The 22,020-nt window shown below is 49.1% G+C and carries 20 protein-coding genes; 5 read left to right on the forward strand and 15 right to left on the reverse strand.

Features of this window, described 5'->3' with window-relative positions; translation table 11 throughout:
- Positions 1–14 precede the first annotated feature (14 nt).
- The 12 genes from lpxA to rpsB all read right to left on the reverse strand — a co-directional run bounded on the left by lpxA (position 15) and on the right by rpsB (position 11,129).
- The gene (lpxA, locus tag HQL65_02070; protein MBF0134998.1) at positions 15–800 is read right to left on the reverse strand and encodes an acyl-ACP--UDP-N-acetylglucosamine O-acyltransferase; all 786 of its coding nucleotides are present in this window, start codon (positions 798–800) and stop codon (positions 15–17) included.
- The gene (gene fabZ / locus HQL65_02075) at positions 793–1,248 is read right to left on the reverse strand and encodes a 3-hydroxyacyl-ACP dehydratase FabZ (GenBank protein ID MBF0134999.1); all 456 of its coding nucleotides are present in this window, start codon (positions 1,246–1,248) and stop codon (positions 793–795) included. The genes lpxA and fabZ overlap by 8 nt, the downstream gene beginning before the upstream one ends.
- Before the next feature lie 48 nt (positions 1,249–1,296).
- On the reverse strand, positions 1,297–1,821 hold the full coding sequence (locus HQL65_02080) for an OmpH family outer membrane protein (protein MBF0135000.1): 525 nt from the start codon (positions 1,819–1,821) through the stop codon (positions 1,297–1,299).
- 119 nt (positions 1,822–1,940) lie between these two features.
- Positions 1,941–4,268, reverse strand: coding sequence for an outer membrane protein assembly factor BamA (bamA, locus tag HQL65_02085; GenBank protein ID MBF0135001.1), 2,328 nt, complete (start codon positions 4,266–4,268; stop codon positions 1,941–1,943).
- Between the two features lie 12 nt (positions 4,269–4,280).
- Positions 4,281–5,363, reverse strand: coding sequence for an RIP metalloprotease RseP (gene rseP / locus HQL65_02090; GenBank protein MBF0135002.1), 1,083 nt, complete (start codon positions 5,361–5,363; stop codon positions 4,281–4,283).
- Complete coding sequence (locus HQL65_02095; GenBank protein ID MBF0135003.1) at positions 5,357–6,532, reverse strand: 1-deoxy-D-xylulose-5-phosphate reductoisomerase; 1,176 nt, start codon at positions 6,530–6,532, stop codon at positions 5,357–5,359. The genes rseP and HQL65_02095 overlap by 7 nt, the downstream gene beginning before the upstream one ends.
- Positions 6,528–7,418: a CDP-archaeol synthase gene (locus HQL65_02100; GenBank protein ID MBF0135004.1), complete on the reverse strand. Its 891-nt coding sequence runs from the start codon at positions 7,416–7,418 to the stop codon at positions 6,528–6,530. The genes HQL65_02095 and HQL65_02100 overlap by 5 nt, the downstream gene beginning before the upstream one ends.
- Positions 7,351–8,073 carry an isoprenyl transferase gene (locus HQL65_02105; GenBank protein ID MBF0135005.1) on the reverse strand — a complete coding sequence of 241 codons (723 nt, stop codon included), beginning with the start codon at positions 8,071–8,073 and terminating at the stop codon, positions 7,351–7,353. Before HQL65_02105 ends, HQL65_02100 begins: the two co-directional genes overlap by 68 nt.
- A gap of 39 nt (positions 8,074–8,112) precedes the next feature.
- Positions 8,113–8,670: a ribosome recycling factor gene (frr, locus tag HQL65_02110; protein ID MBF0135006.1), complete on the reverse strand. Its 558-nt coding sequence runs from the start codon at positions 8,668–8,670 to the stop codon at positions 8,113–8,115.
- Positions 8,667–9,392 (reverse strand): UMP kinase, encoded by a 726-nt coding sequence (locus tag HQL65_02115; protein MBF0135007.1) that lies wholly within the window; start codon positions 9,390–9,392, stop codon positions 8,667–8,669. Before HQL65_02115 ends, frr begins: the two co-directional genes overlap by 4 nt.
- 6 nt (positions 9,393–9,398) lie before the next feature.
- Positions 9,399–10,316 carry an elongation factor Ts gene (locus tag HQL65_02120; GenBank protein ID MBF0135008.1) on the reverse strand — a complete coding sequence of 306 codons (918 nt, stop codon included), beginning with the start codon at positions 10,314–10,316 and terminating at the stop codon, positions 9,399–9,401.
- A gap of 24 nt (positions 10,317–10,340) precedes the next feature.
- Entirely contained in the window at positions 10,341–11,129 is a 789-nt protein-coding gene (rpsB, locus tag HQL65_02125) for a 30S ribosomal protein S2 (GenBank protein ID MBF0135009.1), read from the reverse strand.
- A gap of 370 nt (positions 11,130–11,499) precedes the next feature.
- On the opposite strand from rpsB, the gene HQL65_02130 reads away from it, so the two are divergent.
- The 4 genes from HQL65_02130 to HQL65_02145 all read left to right on the forward strand — a co-directional run bounded on the left by HQL65_02130 (position 11,500) and on the right by HQL65_02145 (position 14,554).
- The gene (locus HQL65_02130) at positions 11,500–12,528 is read left to right on the forward strand and encodes an AAA family ATPase (protein MBF0135010.1); all 1,029 of its coding nucleotides are present in this window, start codon (positions 11,500–11,502) and stop codon (positions 12,526–12,528) included.
- A complete protein-coding gene (locus tag HQL65_02135) occupies positions 12,522–13,085 on the forward strand; it encodes a hypothetical protein (protein ID MBF0135011.1) in 564 nt (187 codons plus the stop codon). Before HQL65_02130 ends, HQL65_02135 begins: the two co-directional genes overlap by 7 nt.
- An 8-nt stretch (positions 13,086–13,093) precedes the next feature.
- Positions 13,094–13,633 carry a hypothetical protein gene (locus HQL65_02140; protein MBF0135012.1) on the forward strand — a complete coding sequence of 180 codons (540 nt, stop codon included), beginning with the start codon at positions 13,094–13,096 and terminating at the stop codon, positions 13,631–13,633.
- 96 nt (positions 13,634–13,729) lie between these two features.
- A complete protein-coding gene (locus tag HQL65_02145; GenBank protein ID MBF0135013.1) occupies positions 13,730–14,554 on the forward strand; it encodes a hypothetical protein in 825 nt (274 codons plus the stop codon).
- Between the two features lie 190 nt (positions 14,555–14,744).
- Here the strand turns inward: HQL65_02145 and HQL65_02150 are convergent, their stop codons facing one another.
- The 3 genes from HQL65_02150 to HQL65_02160 form a co-directional block, all read right to left on the reverse strand.
- Positions 14,745–16,433, reverse strand: coding sequence for a cyclic peptide export ABC transporter (locus HQL65_02150; GenBank protein MBF0135014.1), 1,689 nt, complete (start codon positions 16,431–16,433; stop codon positions 14,745–14,747).
- 107 nt (positions 16,434–16,540) lie between these two features.
- Positions 16,541–18,181: a cyclic peptide export ABC transporter gene (locus HQL65_02155; GenBank protein ID MBF0135015.1), complete on the reverse strand. Its 1,641-nt coding sequence runs from the start codon at positions 18,179–18,181 to the stop codon at positions 16,541–16,543.
- A gap of 45 nt (positions 18,182–18,226) precedes the next feature.
- A complete protein-coding gene (locus HQL65_02160; GenBank protein ID MBF0135016.1) occupies positions 18,227–19,861 on the reverse strand; it encodes a cyclic peptide export ABC transporter in 1,635 nt (544 codons plus the stop codon).
- Between the two features lie 394 nt (positions 19,862–20,255).
- Between HQL65_02160 and HQL65_02165 the strand changes: the two genes are divergently transcribed.
- Positions 20,256–22,019, forward strand: coding sequence for a TolC family protein (locus HQL65_02165; protein MBF0135017.1), 1,764 nt, complete (start codon positions 20,256–20,258; stop codon positions 22,017–22,019).
- Position 22,020: the final 1 nt, after the last annotated feature.

Raw genomic sequence — 22,020 nt, forward strand, 5'->3', positions numbered from 1 at the left:
ATGGGGCACAAGCGTCAGCGACAGATTCCCCGCTGGGTTGTCTGAAGAAACTCCAGGATCCATTGGACTTCAGGCAGGGAGGGATGTTGGCGTTCCAGCTCTTCCACGGCCTGTTCCAGACGCAGATTGGAGCGAAAGATGATGCGGTGGGCATTGCGTATGGCTTTGATGGTTTCTTCGGAAAAGCGATGCCGCCGCAGGCCGACCACATTGACGCCAATGATTTTGGAGCGATTCCCGGCTGCGGAGGCAAAGGGGATGACATCCATGGAGACTGCCGAAGCACCACCGATGAAGGCATTGCGGCCCACACGGGCGTACTGGTGGATGGCGGTCAGACCGCCGATGACCGCATGATCCTGGATTTCCACATGTCCGGCGAGGGTTGCGCCATTGGCCATGATCACATTGTCCCCCACGCGGCAATCATGAGCCACATGGGAGTACGCCATGATCATGCAGCCATCGCCGACCCGGGTCAGACCGCCCCCTTCTTCCGTGCCACGGTGAATGGAAACATACTCACGGATGGAGCAGTTGCTGCCAATTTCCACGCAGGTTTCCTGGCCGGCATAATGGATATCCTGGGGTGGTTTACCCACCGAGGAAAAGCTGAAGATCCGACTGTTGTCGCCAATCGTGGTGCGTCCTTCAATGACGGCATGGGCATCCACTTCCACCCCATCGCCCAGGACCACGGTTGGTCCGATAACGGCATACGGTCCGATGCGGACATTGCGGCCCAGCTTGACGCCGGGATCGACGACGGCTGTTGGGTGAACGATCGGTGACTCACTCACCTGCCTCACCCCGGTCTCGTGTCATGGCCATGACTTCCGCCTCGGCAGCGATCGCACCGTCGGTCAAAGCCAGCCCGCTGAAACGCCATATGTCCCCTCGCCTTTTCAGCAAGGTCATTTCAATACGCAGTTGATCGCCGGGAATGACCGGTTTGCGGAAGCGGGCACGGTCGATGGCCATGAAATAGACGAGTCTGCCCTTGATGGCATCCGGGTCGGTGCGACTGGCGAGCAAGGCTCCTGCCTGGGCGATGGCTTCCAGAATGAGAACGCCGGGCATGACCGGACTGTCCGGAAAGTGCCCCTGAAAATGTGGCTCATTGAACGTCACATTTTTGATGGCGACAATACGCTTGCCGGGCTCGGCTTCCAGAATCCGGTCAATCAACAGGAAAGGATAGCGATGGGGCAAACTTTCAAGAATTTCTTGGAGGGGATTCGAATCCATGGGCATCATTCCCCGCTGGTTGAACGCTGTTGGTGGCGGTCCTGTTGATCAGAACAATTCCTTGGTGCGGGTATTGAGTCTCTCCAGAACCCGATCCGTGATATCGATTTTGGGATTGGCGAAGATGACCTGCCCTTTGCCAAAGATGGCCGTGTATCCTTCTTCGGCTCCAATATCCTGAATGACGCTGAGCAGGACGCGGGTTATTTTTTTGCTCCAATTGGCATTTTCCCTGTCCAGGGCGGCGCGGTGATCTTCAGCCAGACGACCCAGCTCCCGGCGCTTGTTCTGGATTCTTTCCTGCAACTCTGCCTGGGACTCGGGGGTCATGAGATTTTTTTTCTTTTCAAAATCACTGACCATGATTTTGATATCCTCCTCCATGTTTGACAGCTCTTTTTGTTTGTTCGAAAAGCTGCGTTCGAGGAGGTCCCTGGCTCTTTTGGCGGCCTGGGATTGATTCATGGCCTTATCCACATCAGCGAAGGCAAATTTTCCCTCAGCCTGGGCCGTGGCACTCCAGACAAAGCCACAGACCAGCAACACCATCAGGGCAATCTTTTTTTTGGCCATATGAGAAAATCCTGTCATTGAAGTTTGGCCTGTGCAGTTCAGGTTGAAAGGGCGATACCACGTCACCATGGAGCGATATCGATGCTGAGAGTTCAGGTTGAAAAGACGATACCCCCCCATCATAAAACGGTACCGATGCTGAAGTCGAAGGTGCGGGTTCTGTCGAAGCCCTCTTTTTTCACGGGGAAGCCGAATTCGAAGCGAAGCGGACCGAATGGAGAACTCCAGAGGATGCCAAAACCCGTGGAAACCCGGGGGGTGCCCGACTCGACGGCGTTGCTGCCGCTTCCCAGACTCTCCAGGTCTCCGAGCAACCCCGCATCGACGAAGGTAACCCCGCGGACACCTTTATCACCAAGTCCCAGGAAAGGAAAGATCAGTTCGGTATTGATCTGGCCGAAGTAGGTCCCGCCCAGGGCTTCCTGATCGGTACTGCGTGGACCGAGACCGCCGGGCTTGAAGCCACGGACACTGTTGGGGCCTCCGAGGAAATACCGCTCGAAGATGGGCACATCCTCATCCAGACCTTTGACGAACCCCGAGCGTCCCCGGATGTGACCCACCAGGTCATTCTTGCCGATCAAGGCGTGGTACATGTTGTTGTCGGTCAACAGACGCAGAAAGTACACGTCTCCGCCCAGGCCGGACAGGTCGGATGTCAAGCGGTGCGAGCGACCCTCCGAGGGCAGAAAGCGATCATTCAGATTGTTCCAGATCAGGCTGTTGCTCACCATGGATTGCAGATAGGGGCTGCGTGCGGCCTGTTCCTTGATGATCAGGGATGCGGCACTGTTGACATCGGTGATTTCCGTATTGGCGATGCTGTAGGTGACGATATCCGTCAATTGTTCGTTCAGAGGAAAGCCGAAGCGCAAGGCACCTCCCAGGGTGGACTGCTGGTAGGCGGAGGTTGCCAGGCGATTGGATTGCCGGTTGAACAGGTCAAACCCTGCCGACATGTTGCGGCCCATGAAATAGGGTTCGGTAAAGCCCAGGTTGAAGTCCGAGGAGTTGGCCGACAGGTTGAAGGAGAGAACGACCCTCTGACCTTTGCCAAGGAAGTTGTTCTGACTGATGCTGGCCGAGCCGACCACCTGATCCACCGTTGAATATCCAGCGCCGACGGTGAAGGCACCGGTGGCTTTTTCTTCCACCTTGATCTGGACATCGACCCGGTCTTCGCCATCGGCGGAGGGCGGAGTGGTGATTTCGACCTTTTCAAAAAAATTCAGTCCTTCCAGGCGTGATTTCGATTTACGGATCCGGCTGGCGGAAAACCGTTCCCCTTCCACGACACGCATTTCCCGCCGGATGACTTCATCGCGGGTGCGGGTATTGCCTGCCACTTCGATGCGATTCACATACACGCGCCGCCCTTTTTGGATGTTCAATTTGACATCGACGCTTTTCGTATCGTCATGGATATCCAGTTCGGGTTGGATATCGAGCATGGCGTAACCGAAGTCGCCAACCCGGTCGGTGAGTTTTTCGATGGAATTTCTCAGTTCTTCCCGGGAGTACCAATCTCCGGTCTTGAACCCCAATTCCTTGTACAGGTCCTGGAGGGGAAGCTCCACGAAATCCCCTTTGATTTCGGTTGTTCCAAACTTGAAGCGATCACCTTCGTGGATTGAGTGGGTCACGATGAAGGCACGCCGATCCGGTGTCATTTCCGCCACGGAAGAATCAACCTGGACCCGGGCATAGCCCTGATTCAGATAGAAGTCGCGCAACTGGGTTTGGTCGAAGAGCAGTTTTTCCCGATCATAGGTATCATCTTCGGTCAGCCACGAAAGCCAGCCACTGGGCTGGATCATCAATTTTTTCATCAACTGGCTTTTGCCGACTTTCTGGTTGCCGATGATCCTGACTTCCTGGACCTTGGATTTTTCCCCTTCGTTGATTCGATAGATCAGGTTGATCTGATTATTATCCAGGGGTTTGATGAGAAGATCGATTTTGGCCAGGAAGAGACCCTTGACCCGGAAGGCCTGGCGCAGGGCGGCCAGATCTTTTTCGGTTTTGGCCCGATTGTAGATGGAACGGGCCTTGAGCCGTACCATTTTTTCCAACTCTTCCTGAGAGAAGGTATCGTTTCCTTCAAACTTGATTTCGGCGATCAGCGGATTTTCTTCCACCCGGACCACCAGGTCATTGCCTTCGCGATCCAGGGCCACATCCTTGAAAAACCCGGTATCGTAGAGGGCCTTGAGGCTTTGCCGGATGGCGTCCTGATCGAACGGCTGCCCCCGGTCGACTTTAAGGTAGCTTTTGACGGTGTCCGCCTCGATACGTTGGTTTCCCTGGACGCGGATATGATCCACGGTTCCGGATTCCCGGGCAAGAAGCGGGCCGGGCAGGGAGAACAGGAGGAGGGTCACCAGCAGGGTCAACCAGAGACCGGTCCGGTTTGCCGACAACGACAGGAAGATGTTGGAAGTTTTCATGTCATTCTCGAATCAGTGTTCCGAAAAATACCGGGAGATGTCATTATAGAACGCCAGGGACATCAGGGCCAAGATGAAGATGATCCCTGCCCTGGTTGCCATGACGAGCGTCTTTTCATTCAGGGCCCTGCCCAGAACCCCTTCCACGGTCAGGAACAGCAGATGGCCGCCATCCAGGACCGGGATGGGCAGGAGATTCAGGATGCCCAGATTGATGGAAATCATGGCCATGAAAAACAGGAGATTTGTCACGCCCTGGCGGGCGGCCTGACCGGCCAGTTCGGCGATGAGAATGGGACCGCCAATCTCTTTGGGGGAGACAACGCGGGTCACGAGCTTCCATATGCCGACCACCATCAATCTGGTCATTTGCGCAGTGTGATCAACGCCGTTGCCCAGGGCTTCCCAGAACGGGTAGCGCACGATCACGTCCTTGTTGCCGGGACGGATGCCAATCAGGGCCTGTTTGACGGGTTCACCGAAGGGGTTTGGTTCTTCCTGGATGCGGGGCTGGATGAAGACCTGGAAGGTTTTATCACCGCGCTGGACGGTCAGTTCGACGGATTCACCCTGGCTTTTCTTGATGATCCGACTCATGGTCTCCCAGCGTTCGATGGGCTGATCGCCGACGAAGGTGATGCGATCACCGGGGAGCAGACCGGCGGCATGTGCCGGCATGCCTTCGGAAACACTGCCGATCACCGGCAGTATTTCGCCGACGCCGATCATGTTGGCGGCGGTGATGGCAAGGATGGCAAAAATGAAATTGAAGACCGGGCCGGCCAGAACGATGCAAAAGCGGGGAAAAACGGGTTTGGTATTGAAGGCGAACGGTTGATCCTCGGGGGAGATGGGGTCAGTGTCATCCGGGGATTCGCCGAGCATTTTGACATAACCGCCCAGGGGAATGGCGGCGAGTTGATATTCGGTTCCATTGGGTGAGGGTCGCCAGGACCAGAGGCGCGGACCAAAACCCAGGGAAAAGACCAGGACCTTGACCTTGAACAGGCGGGCGACCAGAAAATGTCCCAGTTCGTGAACAAATATCAGGGCACCCAGGACAACAATGGCCCAAAAAATGGTGCTGTTCAGCATGGACTCACCGTCTTGCTGGAGGAGTTATGGATCCATTCTCGCGCCTTGACCCGGGCGATGGCGTCGATCTCCATCACGTCCTGGAGGGATGTCAGGGAGATGCTTCCCAGGGATTCGAGGGTTTGGGCGATCACACGTGGAATGCCGGGGAAAGGGATGGTTTTTTCCAGGAATGCCGCAACGGCGATTTCATTGGCCGCATTCAGGATGGTTGGTGCGGCCCCACCCGACTGCAAGGCATCGTAGGCCAGGCCGAGGCAGGGAAAATCCTGCCGTTCCGGGACAGGATGAAAGATCAACCGACCCTGGGCGACCAGATCCAGGGACGGGACGGGGACCGGAACCCGGTCCGGGCTGGCCAGGGCTACGGCAATCGGTGTCCGCATGTCGGGTACCCCCATTTGTGCCAGAATGGAACCATCCAGATACTCCACCAGGGAATGTACTATACTGTCTGGATGAATCACCACCTCTATCCGTTCGGCAGGGACATCGAACAGCCAATGCGCCTCGATCACTTCCAGGCCTTTGTTCATGAGGGTGGCCGAATCGATGGAAATTTTCTGTCCCATGTTCCATTTGGGATGGGCCAGGGCCTGTTCAGGGGTCACATGGGCCAGTTGATTCTGTTTCCAACCCAGAAAAGGCCCTCCCGAGGCAGTCAGGATCAGACGGCGGACGGCATTTTTCTGGCTGAACACCTGGAAGATGGCACTGTGTTCCGAATCCACCGGAATCAGGCGGACATTGTGCCGGAGGACTTCCGCCATAAACAGGGGTCCGGCCATGACCAGACACTCTTTGTTGGCCAGGGCGACACTCTTGCCGGCTCGCACGGCGGCCAGGGTGGGCGGCAACCCTGCCCCACCGACGATGGCCGACACAACCAGGGCCACTGAGTCCCAGGCGGCGACTTCGCTCACACCCTGGGGACCGGACAGTACCCGGACGGGTTCATCGGCCAATTCACGGGTCAACCAGTCAGCCGCTTCCGGATCTGTCAGAGCCACGGCCTGGGGGCGGAATTTCCGGGCCTGTTCTGCCAGCAACCGGGCATTGCGACCGGCGGCCAGCGTCACGACCCGAAAGCGGTCCGGATTGGCGGCCACCACATCCAGGGTGTTGACGCCAATGGATCCCGTAGACCCCAGTATGGCAATATTTTTAATCTCCAAGCAGGCGGACTCCAAACAGGTACAGACTCAATACGGGTGTAGCAAACAGAAGGCTGTCCAGGCGGTCCAGAAGACCACCATGGCCGGGAATCAGGCTTCCGGAATCCTTGACACCGGCTTCCCTTTTGACCATCGACTCCACCAGATCGCCCAGCTGTCCGGCCAGGGAGAGAAGCAACCCCAGGAGTATGACGTGTAACGAATTGTTCGCAACGGAAAAAAAATCAGCCGCCCACCATCCGACCAGGACGCCGACCCCTGTACCGCCATAAAAGCCGGCCCAGGTCTTGCCGGGACTCAGGTGTGGGGCCAGTTTACGTTTGCCAAAGAGCTTGCCGGTAAAAAAGGCCCCGATGTCGGTTCCCCAGATGATCAACAACAACATGCCCAGCCAGGCAGGACCCTGGGGCAAGGCGCGAATTTGCAGAATGAGGACCAAGGGCATGGCGCAATAGAGCAGGCCGAAAAACAGAAATCCGGTGCGATCCAACATTTGATTCTGGGGGGTGAAGCGCAGGGTGGCCATGCCGATGAAGCAGGCCATGCCTCCGGTCAGCAGCGTTGGGATCCAGAGGGGTTGGCCGACATACTGGCTGGTCACCAGCAACCAACCCAGACTGACCGACAAGAACAGATCATCGCGCCGCACAGGTGGCCGGAAACGATGCCATTCGCGCAGCAATCCGACCACCAGAAACAGGAAAAAGACCCACAAATGCCGTACCGTGCCAAAGTAGAGCAAAGCCAGGGTCAGTGGTGCCAACAGGGCAGCAGAAGCAATCCGATTGATCATCCCGGGTCGAGAAAAACAGTTATTGCGCTGCGCCAAAACGGCGTTCGCGATGGCTGTACTCCATGATGGCATCATGGAGGTGATCACGGTTGAAATCCGGCCAATGGATGGACATGAAAACCAGTTCCGTGTAGGCCACCTGCCAGAGAAGAAAGTTGCTGATGCGATGTTCACCGCCTGTCCGGATGAGCAGATCCGGGTCGGGCTGGCCGGCGGTGGTCAAATGCTGGTGGATCAGCTCTTCGGTAATGTCCTTGGGAGAGGCGATTTCTCCGGACTGGCCTTTGGCAACCAGGCTCCGGATGGCATCCACCAGTTCCTGGCGACCACCATAATTGAGGGCAATATTGAAATTCAGTTTGGTATTATAACGGGTTTTTTCTTCCATTTCGCGCACCAGGTCGCGGATATTGGGTGCCAGATCCTGGATGCGACCCAGGGCGCGGAAGCGCACGCCCTCTTTGACCAGTTCGTCCATCTCTTTGCGCAAATGCAGGGCCAGAAGGTTCATGAGCGCCGAGACCTCTTCTGCTGGTCGATTCCAGTTTTCGGAGGAGAAGGTATAGAGGGTCAGGGTTTGAATATTGAAATCAATACAGGCCTCTATCGTGCGGCGCACGGCCTTGACTCCCTGGCGGTGACCTTCCAGGCGCGGCAAGAATCGGGACCTGGCCCACCGCCGATTGCCATCCATGACGATGGCAACGTGACGCGGCAACTGCTCCTTTTTCAGTTCATTCATGAATGGATCTTTGCAATGTTACAAGCTTGTTTTGTTGGTTCAGAACGCAAGGAGATCGGCCTCTTTCTGGGCGACCACTTTTTCGATATCGGTGATTTGGTGGTCGGTGATTTCCTGGACTGACTTTTCCATCTGCCGGGCATCGTCCTTGGACAACACCTTGCTTTTTTCTTGTTTTTTCACGTAATCGATGGTGTCACGGCGGACATTGCGGATGGCGACCTTGGCCTGTTCCCCGAATTTATGGATCACTTTGACCAGTTCCTTGCGGCGGGTTTCGGTCAATTCCGGCAGGGGGACGCGGATCATATCGGCATCCTTGATTGGATTCAAGCCCAGGTTGGCTTCGTGGATGGCTTTTTCGATGGCGGCGGCGGTTCCTTTGTCCCAGGGTTGGATGGCGATCATTCTGGGTTCGGGGACCGTCAAGGATGCCAGTTGATTCAGGGGCATCTGTGCGCCATAGACCTCGACGGGGATATGTTCCAGCAGGGATGTGGACGCTCGACCTGTCCGGACTCCGGCCAACTCTTCCCGGAGGACATCCACAGCTTTTTTCATTCTGGTCTGGGCCTCTTGCAAATGGGGATCGTTCATAAGGCCTCCTTGATCAAGGTTCCACGTTGTTCACCATTCAGGATGGCGGTCAGGACACCCCGTTCCAGAATGGAGAATACCATGATGGGGATCTTGTTGGCTTGGCATAAAGAGATTGCGGTCAGATCCATGACCTGGAGTTTTTGATGCAGGACCTGATCAAAGGTCAACTGATCGTAACGTTGGGCATTGTGGTTGGTCTTTGGATCATCCGAGTAGACGCCATCGACTTTGGTGCCTTTCAGGAGCAGATCGGCACCCATTTCGGCGGCGCGGAGACTGGCTGCGGTATCGGTTGTAAAATAGGGATTGCCGGTACCGGCGGCGCAGATGAGAATCCGTCCCCGGGCCAAGTCATCCAGAGCATGGCGCAGGACGAAGGTTTCGGCAACCTGGGGCATGGGAATGGCCGTGTAGACCACGGAGGACAGACCGATTTTTTCGAGTCCGCCCTGGATGGCCAGGGAGTTGATGACCGTGGCCAACATGCCCATGTGATCGCCTCGTGAACGAGCAGGTCCCTGATCATGGCCCAACCCGCCCCGATAAATATTGCCACCGCCCACGACCAGGGCCAACTGCACCCCGGTCGCATGGGCGGTTTGCAATTCGTGGACGAGGCCATCCAGAAACCGGGGGTCAAAGGCATTCCGGGTGTCGCCCATCAAGGCTTCCCCGGAGAGCTTGACCAACACGCGCTTGTACCGGCAACTTGTATTCACGACGCCCTACCCCAATTGCTGAGCAACCTCCTCAGCGAAATTTTTCTGCTCTTTTTCGATGCCGTCGCCCAGGACGAAACGGGCAAAACCCGTGATCCGCACCGGGGATCCCAAATCCTTGGTGGCGGCATTCAGCACCTTGGTCACGGAGGAGTCCTGATCCATGATGAAAGGCTGATCCAGGAAGCACACTTCCGAATAATACTTGTTCAGGCGACCTTCGACCATTTTGGCGATGATATTATCCGGTTTGCCGGAGCTGCGGGCCTGTTCGGTCAGGACGCTGCGTTCGCGATCCAGGGCCTCGTTGGGGACGGCTTTCCGATCCAGGTAGGAAGGGGCGGCAGCGGCGACATGCATGGCCATTTTTTTGCCCAGTTCGGTCAATTCGGTGACCTTTTGGGTGGCGGATTCCATGGCGACGAGAACCCCGATTTTGCCACCCATGTGGAGATAGGGGGCTACCAGACCCTGGGCAGCGGTTTCCAGGACGGCGAGGCGGCGAATGTTCATGTTTTCGCCGATGGTGGCGATCTGGTGGGTCAACTCTTCGGCCACGGTCCGGTTGGTGCCGGGGTATGGCAGGGTTTTCAGGATGTCAACATCCTTGGGTGCCTGGACCAGGATGAGCTGGGCCAGCTCTTCACCGAAACGGATGAACTTTTCATTCTTCGAGGCAAAGTCGGTTTCCAGGTTGACTTCCACGAGGATGCCACGCGGGCCTTTTGCGGCGACGAACACTTTTCCTTCACTGGCCACCCGGCTGGCTTTTTTGGCGGCTGTGGAGAGACCTTTTTTGCGCAACCAGTCAACGGCGGCTTCCAGATCGCCATCCACTTCAGCCAGAGCTTTTTTGCAATCCATCATGCCGGCACCGGTTTTTTCCCGTAGTTCCTTGACCATTTGGGCGGTAACTGCTGCCATCGGTATTCTCCCTTGTGTATCCGGTCATGACTCATCATCGAGGGCGATCATTTCCTCGATGAGGGGTTCCGATGGTGGCGCGACATGTTCGGGTTCTCTCTTGCCGGCATCTTCGGGCATGGTTTCCTTGCGAATCTGGACCCCTTCCAGGATGGAATCCGACATTTTGCGCAGGAAGAGGCTCAGGGAGCGGATGGCATCGTCGTTGCCGGGCACCACAAACTGGATCGGATCGGGATCACAATTCGTATCCACAAGAGCCACGACGGGGATGCCCAGTTTATTGGCCTCCTTGACGGCGATGGCTTCCTTGTTGGTGTCCACGACGATCAGCACATCCGGGAGATAATCCATTTCCTTGATGCCACCGAGCGCCCGTTGCACTTTTTCGCGTTCGCGATCGAGCTTCTGGACCTCTTTTTTGGTCAGGGCTTCGAAGGTGCCATCATTTCTCATCTTTTCGATGTCTTTGAGGTGCCGGATGGAACCTTGGATGGTCTTCCAGTTGGTCAACGTGCCCCCGAGCCAACGGTGGTTGACGTAGTATTGATGGCACCTTTCGGACTCCTGGGCCACCATATCGACCACCTGACGTTTGGTGCCGACGAAGAGGACGTGCCCTCCCTTGGCGACTGCGTCCTGGACAAAATTGCAGGCGTTGCGCAGCATCTGGACGGTCTGCTGCAAATCGACAATATGGACCTTGTTGCGGGAGGTGAAAATATAGGGAGCCATTTTGGGATTCCAGCGTTTGGTCTGGTGACCAAAATGAAATCCGGCTTCCATGAGTTCGCGAATCGTGATCTTGACCACTCGGTTCTCCGTTCTTTCGGTTCAAGCCGCCGCCGGGACCTCATAGCGCAATCCAACCCGGTTTGCCGGGCACCGGGATTGCAAGTCAATCGGCGTGTGTTGTCGGGTATCCAGACCATTCTGGACGTGCAACCTTTTAACACCAACCCTTTCCACTTGCAACCCCTTCTCCATATGTTCGCCGCAGAAACCCCGCAAAAAACAGATTGGCTCTCCTCCTGCTCCGGCGACAAAGATTCTAATCGCAACAGGATGATTTTCCGGATACGCGGACTGGCTTGAACAAAATGTGTTGCACGCATATACTGGGGACGTGGGGATGGATGGATCATCACATCGTTGACACATCACGCACCGGGAGATGTCTGTATTGTTTACCAGACTCGATTTGAAAAATTTTACGGCATTCAAGCATTTGGATCTGGAATTTTCACCCGGTATCAATATTTTTACCGGGGCCAACGGTTCCGGCAAGACGCATATATTGAAACTTCTATACTGCGTTCTGGCTGTCGGAAACATCAAGGGAAACAATCAAGACGCAACAGAATATTTTGAAAATAAATTGTTTTCAGTTTTCAAACCGGACAGAACATGCAATCTTATTCGACTGTTTCCAGACATTGACAAAGCCTCGATAAACATATCCTGGCGTGGGTTTCACGTATCTTCAGATATTTCAATATCAATCGCACACGAATCGATTGAATTCAATCATAGTGAGAGCCAAAGATGGCCATACCAGGAAGCCATGCCTGTCTATATTCCAGTCAAGGAATCCATATCATTTGCGCCTGGTTTCCTATCTATAAATGAAAGGTATGAATTATCGTTTGAGGATATTTATTGCGATATTGTAAAATTAGCATATTTTCCAAGATTAAAAAATATTAATGAAGAATATCAAGATATTCTCGACACAATATATAATATTATTGGCGGGGACGTTGTCGTAAAAGGAGAATCATTCTATCTGAAACATAAAAACACAGAACAAAAAATGTCGCTGGTGGCAGAAGGGTTCCGCAAACTGGCTTTGCTTTGGCAACTTGTACGCAATGGTTCGCTGGCAAAAGGCACCACTCTCTTCTGGGATGAGCCAGAAGCAAACTTGAATCCTTTTTTAATGCAACATGTGGCAAAAATTTTGATCCTGCTGGCCAATCGCAATATCCAGATTTTCGTGGCAACACACAATTATGCTTTCTTGAATGAAATTGATTTACAAAAAGAGGATACTCCAGTCAAATATTTTTCCCTGCATAACGTAGGAGAAAATAATATTCAAGCCAACGCCAGCACATCATATCTTGATATTTCTCCAAACTTGATTGCCGATGAATATATGCGTCTTTACGATTTGGAGATTATAAAATCTCTTGGAGGTATCTCATTGTGATTATTTATGAAAAAAAGTGGCAAGAAGGAGATCTTTTTTTTGATTTTTCCAAAGCGGACAGTGTTATTAAACTGGACGGTCCTGATCACGGTTTGAGCCATCTTCGGATAAAGTCTGTTGACTTTGTTGTTGAGTGGCCCGACGGGTACTGGTTAATTGAAGTAAAAGATCCCGAAAATTCACAAATACCAGAAGAGAAAAAGATTTCTGAAAAATGTGCTTTCCTTAAAAAACTTCAATCAAAATATCTATTTGAAGATTTGCATGTTAAATTCATGGACAGTTTATTTTATTTATCTTTGGATCAGGGGATACCAAAGAAACCATTGTATTATTTTATATTGATCGGTATTTCGCATTTGAAACCATCTATGCTCAAGGTGCTTACCCAAGAAATGTTGGCACACCATGAATGCCTCAAAGGCCCAAAAAGGGGGTGGTCCAAAGGATTTTCGATTGCAATCTTTAACCTCGCAGCATGGAGAAAACATTTGCCACGCTGTCCAGTCACGCGCAGCGGGTTGAACCACTCAGTGCTTGATCAAAATAGAATATAAACCGGGCCTTGATTATCGTTTCAGCCACAACAATGATCAAGGCCATAAATCGGCTCTGCAACATTGGCAACCGCCAACAGGCAGCATCACAACATGAGAGTAAAAGGAAATCATCCGTGCTTTTCCAAATATTTGCTGTGATATCTTTCTTTTATTGGTTCATTTGCGGGTTTACGGCAACCTCCATAGCCGTATCCAAGGGATATAATGGCCTTTTATGGTTCATACTCAGTGTTTTTGGTCCTGTTTCCTTGTTGCTCATATGGCTGCTGCCAACGGCAAAATGGATGGCGGATGCACAAGCAGCCGAAATACCGCCAACAGAGATCCAAAGCCAACCTGAGTTCACACCAAGAAAGTGTAAAAATTGCGGGGCGATCATTGAACCGGAAGAGATTCAGACAAGCACGAAACCGGCTGCTGCCCCCAAAAAGGCAAAAAGGCCCGAGACTTTTGGCACGGTCATGTTTTTGTTTGGCATGGGTATTGTGCTTGGACTGATTTTTGCGGCTCTGATGATTGGCACCGATACGCTGGTTTTTGAATAAACAAGCCGATACAGGGTTTGTCGTTCGCGTAATTTTACACAATCTTTTTGCGCGAGCCTGGTAATCATGCGTGCAACGTTGCGGAAAAAGGTTGACATGGAAAATCGCGATCATTTTACCAAACAAAATTTTAAATATGGTGCATTCCAGATTCGGGATGGTATTGGTTATTGGAACGGGGATCCTGCTGTCCAGATAAATATGCAGACAACTTCTTCGAAATTCTGCATCATGGAAGGAATCTGGAATCCTGATGAAAGAGAAATCATAAGCCGTCATCCAGTTGCCGTAGCTGGTCTCTGTATCTGGGGAAAATATGATTGTATTGTTAAATTTCAAAAGATCGGAAAAGGCAATCCAAGTGCAGAGCGTTCCCTGAGCAATCCAAAAGATCGGGCTGACGTTCTGAAAAGGGTCATAAACAAGCAGGAAATCAGAGAGGTTGTCATTTCCAAACATCCTTTTGGAGACTACCAATCGAATATGATCGCATGGCAGGCTGAAACCGTACAACGTTTTCAAATAAACAGACTCTATTATGCCTTACCTATCGAAGAATATACGGCAATTCTGGATGAAATAAAAACATACATTCCAGAAAAATTACATCGCGAGATCCTTGATTTGCTAAATAATCACTATGATCAGTTAAAAAACAAAATCATCAATTCGATGGATGCCGAGGTTGAGTTTCTTTACCCCATGCGCAATGAAATTTTAACTCCGGAAGAGTCCTATGTCTGGCCTTACCAAAACCTGAAAATAGATTTGGGTATAGAAGACCTGGATGAGGTTCATATTCCTTACCAGGCCAGGAAAAACGGTGCGCACATTCCGCCGATATTATTAGGCGTCTTGGGTATACCCTATCCCTATTACGAACGAAGAGATCCGACTGATATTATCAATATTGTTCCGTAAAAGGCTGTCCATTAACTCTTTTTCGAGGCCATGGCCTTGATCGTCCTTTTGGCCACCCTGTGTCCGATCCTGAACCGAAATATGCGCATCATATTGAAAATATTATAAAATTACATGATCCGCTCAATTTGCCTGACCATGCTGGCCGAAAGAATGATCAAGGCCGAGGCCATGATCATGGCCCATTTTTTCATCTCCGGTTGATAATTTCTCCTGTGATGACACCATTATCAAATTTCAAGAGCCGGTCAGCGGCATAAAAATAGCGGTCGTCATGGGAAACAGCAATAACTGTTTTTCCCCTATTGCGCAAATCGGGCAGCAGTACATCGTAAAAATATTTCCTGAAATTGGGGTCCTGATCGGCGGCCCATTCGTCAAGAATATATATGGGTTTATCTTCCAACATGGCAGCAATATAGGCAAGACGTTTACGCTGACCTGTAGAAAGATTTATATTGGTAAACTGTCCGTCCAAGAATTTTGTATTATTTTCCAGACCCATTTTTACCAACTGATTTCGAACCTGATCTTCATTCAAATCCTTGACACCATAAATACGTTCAAAAATATGGAAATCAGAAAATACTGCAGAAAAATATTCTCGATAATTGGCGTAATTTTTTTTATTAACAGGGATGCCATTCAACAAAATTGTCCCCTCACAAAAATAATACAGTCCAACCAGGACTTTTAATAAGGTTGATTTGCCGCTTCCATTGCTGCCGATAATAAAAACAATTTCATTATATAAAATTTCAAAATTGATGGGTCCTATAGCGAAAGTTGGTTTGCCAGATGAATCGATATATTCAAATCGAACATTTTTAACACTCAAGGAGTGAAAATCAATAGTCTCCTGATCTGGAACATTATCTTCTATATTGTCGGCAATAGCTGCGTCAATTGTTTCTTCAAGATTGCGTAAATTAATTATAGAAATTTCCATTTTTAACAACTTTGGCAACAGATTAAGCACCCAATCCAAGGGTCCTATCGTCAAAAATAAGAATGATGTAATTAATTTAACAACCAAAATAGGAGAAACATCAACAAAAAGCGGCCAAATAAAAATTATTATAGCAAATAAACTGTAGAAAAATATTTCTGAAAATGACAGAACAAAAATTTCGTCAATGGCAGCCAAGCCCTTATAATGTTCAACCTCTTTGGCAAGCATTTCCTGGTGTTTAAACAAGTCACGGCTTTTGGCGCTATTAATTTTAATCTCTTTAAACCCCTTAAATGTTTGCTCGAAAATATTAAAAAACATTATTTCGCGCTCTATTGAGTAATCTATTTCCTTCACAATAAGATCGCGTCTTTTTAAAAACACAAAAAATGCCAAAGATATTGCAGAAATGCCAATTATAAATCCAAAAATAGAAAGGTAAGCCACGTAAAGCATTGTAAAAAAGACCAGTATAGCTGATAATATGGATTTAAAAACTATAGGAGCATTCTGTGAAACAATTGACGAGTCTTGAGTTAAAGAGTTGCAAACATAATTATACCCTATACTTTCAATAAAATCCAGATTGGTTAAGCGAATTTTTTCAGTTATACGCACTCTGATATTAAACAGCCCTTCTTCAACCATTTTAAATGCTTCAGAAAAAACAAAATATTGTGCATATATAAACACACCTAAGAGAATCATATAAATTACAAGATAGTGCATATGAATATTATTATTTGAAAGCATTTCTGCTGCATGATTAACAATTGCCAGCAACAAAGCATTGGCAAGACCGGCACTGACGGCCATAAAAATTAACTTGGATTTTGGTCGGTCGATCTCTTTGTTAATCCAGCCAAGAATATTTTTAGCAGGATGTGTAAATTTGACCTGTTTTATTTTAAAATTAAAAAACTTCATTTAGATTGTCTCACCCATGTATATGATACAACATTTTTCAAATAAAGAATTTATTAATTGTTTAATTTATTTTTATGTTTAATTAATCTCTTTATAAATTATTATATTCAAGGTTTATGTTGTATCAAAACACCATTTTCAAGTTTAAAAGCCCGATCTGAGGCATAAAAAAATCGGTCATCATGTGATACTGCAATAATTGTTTTGCCTGAATTTCGCAAGTCAGGCAGCAATACATCATAAAAATATTTTCTGAAATCAGGATCCTGGTCAGCAGCCCATTCGTCAAAAACGTATATTTGTTTATTATCAAGCAGGGCAGCAATATAAGCCAATCGTTTACGCTGACCCGTGGAGAGATTTATATTTGTAAACTGGCCATCCAAAAATTTGGTATTGTTGTCCAGACCCATGCGTTTCAAGAGAATCCTGATCTGCTCCTCATCAACATCTTCAACCCCATAGAGCCGCGAGAAAAGGTGAAAATCAGAAAAAACCGTGGAAAAATGCTCGCGATATTCTGTGTAACCATCTTTATCAACCGGAACATCATCTATAAAGATGGTTCCTTCAGTCGGATAATACAGACCGACCAAAATTTTCAACAAAGTAGATTTGCCGCTGCCATTGTTACCCACAATAAATAAAATTTCATCACGACGTAATTCAAGGTTGACAGGACCAAGAGAAAATGGGATTTCATCACTGGAACTCAAATATTCGAATCGTACATTTTCCAAGCGAATTGATCGAAACAGGGGAGGGGCAAGCAGGTCAGCATGATCAATTTTATGATTTTTAATAATTTTATCCAGCTTTTCTTCCAGATTTTGTAAATTTATTACAGACGATTCTACTTTAGACAAAATTGGCAACATGGTAAAAACCCAGTTGAGTGGCCCTATAATTAAAAACATGTACGAAACACTTATTTTTACAATTAAACTGGCAGAAACTTCAGTAAAGAACGGCCAAATAAATATAACAACAGCAAGAAGTGTATAAAAAAATATTTCTGAAAAAGACAAAACGTAGACTTCGCTGATGGTGGCCAATTCTTTATAGTGTTTTGCATCCTCAGCCATCGCCCTCTGATGTACAAATAAGTCACGGCTCTTGGCATTATTAATCTTTATTTCTTTGAATCCACTAAATGTCTCCTCGAAAATATCAAAAAACATGACATCCTTTTTTCTGGATTGATCAAACCTTTCCATGATAGCATGTTGCTTTGTTAAAAAAAACCATATTGCCAGGGATATGGATACTGCACCGATCATAAATCCAATTTTGGATAGAAATGCTATGTAGAGCATAATAAAAACAACCAAAATTGCGGACATGATTGTTTTAAAAATATTTGTGGCTCCCTGGGAAATAAATATAGAATCTTGAGAAAGTGCATTATAAACATAATTATAGCCAATTTTTTCAACAAACACCAACTCTGTCAGACGAATTTTGTTGGCGATACGTGTCCTGACTTTTCGCAACCCCTCCTCAATCATCAATACAGCCTTGGACAGCACGCCATGTTGTGAATAGATAAATACTGCCAAGATGATGATATAAAAAAATAAATAGTGCAAACGAACCGGACCATCAGACAGCAAATTTGTTGCATGATTGACGATAGACAGTAACAAGCCATTCGTAACACCGGCAAGAATCGCAAGATAAACCAATTTGGTTTTTGGGCGATCAATTTCTTTATCGATCCAATTGATAAGATTTTTGGCCGGCAGCATCGTTACAAATCCCTCAGAAGCTGTCCATGAATTTTCGGAAAAAAATCATTCTCTGACGATCTTGCCCGCGTCCAGCTTGATGACGCGATCTGCAATATGGAAATATTTATCATCATGAGTTACTGAAATAATTGTCTTACCATTTTTATGTAAATCCGGAAGCAATATTTCATAAAAATATTTTCTGAAGTTTGGATCCTGGTCGGCGGCCCATTCGTCAAATATATATATTTCCTTGTCGTCCATCAATGCCGCAATATATGCCAATCGCTTACGCTGCCCGGTTGACAGATTTATATTGGTATATTTTCCATTGATAAAATCGGTATTTTTTTCAAGCTTCATAATTTTCAACAATTCTCTGAGCCGTTCATCATCAACATGCTTGACACCATAAAATTTATCAAAAATATGGAAGTCGGAAAAAATTGCTGAATAAAGTTCGCGATACTCTGGATAATCATCACGGTTCAGTCGAACACCATCCAGGACAATATGGCCTTCGGAAGGATAATAAAGTCCGAGCAATATTTTTAACAATGTCGATTTGCCACTCCCATTTCCACCAACAATAAACAATGTTTCATTGCGTTTAATTTCAAGATTGATGGGACCAATTGAAAAAATATAATTATTTTCAGAATCAAAATATTCAAATTGAACATTTTCCAGACAAACCATTTTAAATTTCGGTTGCGGATTGGGCTTGCAAACTTCCACGCTGACATTTTTAATCGACTCATCGAGCATTATTTCCAATTTTTTCAAATTATTGACCGCCATTTCCACCTTGATGAAAATGGGCAGATTGCTGACAATAAAATCAAGAGGACCTACGACAAGATAAATGAAGCATACAGTCAGTTTGGCAATCAGTACGGAAGATACACTGGCCATCATCGGCCAGATAAATATAATCGAAGCCAACAGGGAATAAAAAAATATGTCGGAAAAATTCATGATAAAGGCCATGCTGATACCGGCCCGCGACCTGAGCTGTTCAACATTTTTGGCGAGGTCCACCTGGTGACAGTAAAGATCATAATTTTTGGCTTGATTTATTTTTATTTCCTTGAACCCGGTAAAGGTTTGTTCAAATGCTTCAAAATATTTTCTTTGCCGTTCCGTGGATTCATCCAAGTCCGCCACGATTTTCTGGCGTCGTTGCAGATAAAACAGAAATCCCAACGCAATGGCCGCCGCAGCGATGACAAACGCCGTCATGGAGAGCCAAGCAATATAGATGAGGGTCGTGACCAGCAGGGCAGCCGAAACCAGGGATTTGAATATCAGGCTGGATCCCTGGGAAATGAGGGTTGTCTCCTGGGATAAACAATTGAAAATACTCTGAAAACTCGTGTTTTCAACAAACGTCAGCTCTGCCTGCCGAATTTTATTGGCCACACGCACCCGTACCTTGCAGAGGATGTTTTCGACAATGACCGCCGTGGTCGCGAGAACGTAATATTGGGCATACGAAAAAGTACCGAGAAGTATGGCGTAAATAATCAGATAATGAATCTTGACACTCTCACCGCTGGCCGTAATCTGCGAGGCATGGTTGACGATGGCCAGCAGCAGGCTGTTGGAAAGACCAGCCGTCACTGAAAGAAATACAAGCTTGTTTTTGGGTTGTTCACCCTCTTCTATCATCCATTCGACAAGATTTTTGGCTATCATGGATTGGGTGATCCGGAACCATTTGAAAACGAGATTGATGTGTGCAAAACCCAGGCAGATCCTAAGCGTTCACAAAGACCTGTGCAAGTCATTTTTTTTTAAAAAACCCTTGACGTGATTTACTTGACCATGGCAGTTTCCGACGGCAGCTTAATTTTTTGTAAGCGACTCGGTCCTGATCAAGAAACAAATTGTCCTGATTTTTGATCCCAGACGGCTTGAATTTGGCTGAACAGGAATGGTTCAACTTTGTTGCCAGGGATTCAATGCCCGGCAGTCCGGCGTCTGGAAGACGGCAGGAAAGGACTTTAAAATAATGAAATTGCCTTGCAATGGCAATAAGTTGTCCAGGGATAGAACGTGTATCCGCTACACAGAAGAAAGGATTGCGATCATGGTTGGAAGTCTGCATCACAAAACCGGTAAGTTGTTCATGGCCATGCTGCTGGCGGCCATGGCGACGGGAGTGCCCCAGGATGCTGCCACGGCGGGTGTCGATGGCAAACCCATCTCCCTGAGCGATGTCGTCCAAAGCACCATCAGTCACTCCTCGGAAATCATCATCGCCTCGGTCCAGAAAGAGTTGGCCAGAGCCGACGAACAGGAAGCCTCGGCCAATTTCGACCCCAAACTGAGCGCCAGTTATGCCCTCAACTATGTGCGGGGCTACGAGTTTCCCAAGGAGTTGCGGGCCATGGGAGAAGCCGGCAAGCAATCCACCTTCATGACGGATCATCAAAACAACAAGGCACTCAAGCTGGGCCTGGGCGGATTGTTCAGAACCGGTATCTTTTCCGAATTGTCGGTCGAAATGCTCTCATCGGAGGATACCAAGAAAAAGTATGACCTGCAAAACGGCTTGAGTGCGATGGCTGCCTTGCCGGCACCTGCCAGGACGGCCCTCGGCGTGAACAATCTGAGTGCCGACGCGGGATCCTACATGCCCGTCAACCCCTCCTCCATCCAGTTCATGATCAACATTCCCATGCTCAAAGGCCGTGGCGACCGGGAAATGGCCACGTCCAATGAAACATCCAAGCGTTTGCAACGGGAAGCCGCCGATGCCCGCATCAGCCATGCCGTCGCCACCATCCTGAACAAATCGGTCGTTGCCTATTGGAACTACAAGGCCGCCTTGTCAACCTTGGACTATCGTCTGCAATCCGAAGCAAAAGTCAAACAGTGGGCGGACAAGATTCCCAACGTGACGAGCAAAGCCCAGCCCAATGCCCGCACAGCCAAGAAAAATACCCCGGCGACAAAAGGCGTGGACAATACCAAGCCTCAAGCCAACTACACTTCGGTCAAGGAACAGATTCAGGGTTATCTGGACAAGAAGGCCAATGATGTGTCGGCAGCCCGCCAACAGGTGATCGCCGCCCGCAACAATCTTGCTGCGGCTGCCGGTATTCCTGCTGCCGAGGCCCAGGCCGTAGGTCAGGCCACCGATGAATTCCCCCGCAATTGGGATTCCGTCATGCGTTCTTTCAACATTGATGATGCCTCCAAGCGCTGGACCGAAATGGCCCTGGCCCAACGGCTGGATGTCAAGGCCTCCCGGCTCGAAAAAGATGCCATGACCGCCCTGAATGAAGGGGCCAAGAATCAACTGATGCCCAGCCTGGATCTCACCTTGATCGCCAAACGGGATGGGCTGGAACTCGGCAAATCGGGAGCCGATGGCTTTGCCAATTCCCTCAGTGAAAATACCGGTGACCTTGGCTTCACCGGCATGATCGCCATGGCCTATCCCATCGGCAACAACAAGGCCGAAAGCATGGTGGCCAAAACCAACCTGGGCGTCATGAAAAACCAGTCCGAATACCAGGACAAGCTGCGTACCGTGGCCCTGGATGTCAATACAGCCGCCAACGAAATCAAAAACAATCTGCAACAGGTGCAGGCGATCAAACGCTCCCTGGACTCCTATGGTTCGGCCCTGGCCTCCGCTGAAGCCAGCAAAATTCAACAACCCTCGGATGTCAACAACCTCATGGACTCCGAAACCCGCTGGATCGATGCCGTGGTCGATTTCATCAAGGCCCTGAACAACACCGCCGCATCCATCACCAATGCCCGGTATCAAACCAGCACCCTGGTCGAACCGATTCAAGACATCAAACAAGTCAAACTGACCAGCCTGACTGAACTGCCCTGAC

It is taken from the genome of Magnetococcales bacterium, from assembly GCA_015228935.1.
In the GTDB taxonomy this organism is placed as follows: Bacteria; Pseudomonadota; Magnetococcia; order Magnetococcales; family DC0425bin3; genus HA3dbin3.